This is a genomic window from Enterobacter genomosp. O (assembly GCF_001022965.1).
GTDB classification, from domain to species: domain Bacteria; phylum Pseudomonadota; class Gammaproteobacteria; order Enterobacterales; family Enterobacteriaceae; genus Enterobacter; species Enterobacter cloacae_L.
Window position 1 is genome coordinate 1 of sequence record NZ_LECZ01000012.1, and the last position, 1,028, is coordinate 1,028.

General features: G+C 52.4%; 1 protein-coding gene. It reads left to right on the forward strand.

Annotated elements, in window-relative coordinates:
- Window positions 1–1,028: elongation factor Tu (gene tuf, locus ABR39_RS00775; protein ID WP_048339011.1), on the forward strand; the 1,028-nt coding region annotated here is incomplete at both ends.

Consider the following 1,028-nt stretch of genomic DNA (forward strand, 5'->3'; position numbering starts at 1 on the left):
AAAACCTACGGTGGTTCTGCTCGTGCATTCGACCAGATCGATAACGCACCAGAAGAAAAAGCTCGTGGTATCACCATCAACACTTCCCACGTTGAATACGACACCCCGACTCGCCACTACGCACACGTAGACTGCCCAGGCCACGCCGACTATGTTAAAAACATGATCACCGGTGCTGCGCAGATGGACGGCGCGATCCTGGTTGTTGCTGCGACTGACGGCCCTATGCCTCAGACTCGTGAGCACATCCTGCTGGGTCGTCAGGTAGGCGTTCCTTTCATCATCGTGTTCCTGAACAAATGTGACATGGTTGATGACGAAGAGCTGCTGGAACTGGTAGAGATGGAAGTTCGTGAACTGCTGTCTCAGTACGATTTCCCAGGCGACGATACTCCAATCGTTCGTGGTTCTGCTCTGAAAGCGCTGGAAGGCGACGCAGAGTGGGAAGCGAAAATCATCGAACTGGCTGGCTTCCTGGATTCTTACATCCCAGAACCAGAGCGTGCGATTGACAAGCCATTCCTGCTGCCAATCGAAGACGTATTCTCCATCTCCGGTCGTGGTACCGTTGTTACCGGTCGTGTAGAGCGCGGTATCATCAAAGTTGGCGAAGAAGTTGAAATCGTTGGTATCAAAGAGACTGCGAAGTCTACCTGTACTGGCGTTGAAATGTTCCGCAAACTGCTGGACGAAGGCCGTGCTGGTGAGAACGTTGGTGTTCTGCTGCGTGGTATCAAACGTGAAGAAATCGAACGTGGTCAGGTACTGGCTAAGCCAGGCTCAATCAAGCCACACACCAAGTTCGAATCTGAAGTGTACATCCTGTCCAAAGATGAAGGCGGCCGTCATACTCCGTTCTTCAAAGGCTACCGTCCACAGTTCTACTTCCGTACAACTGACGTGACCGGTACCATCGAACTGCCAGAAGGCGTTGAGATGGTAATGCCAGGCGACAACATCAAGATGGTTGTGACTCTGATCCACCCAATCGCGATGGACGACGGTCTGCGTTTCGCAATCCGTGAAGG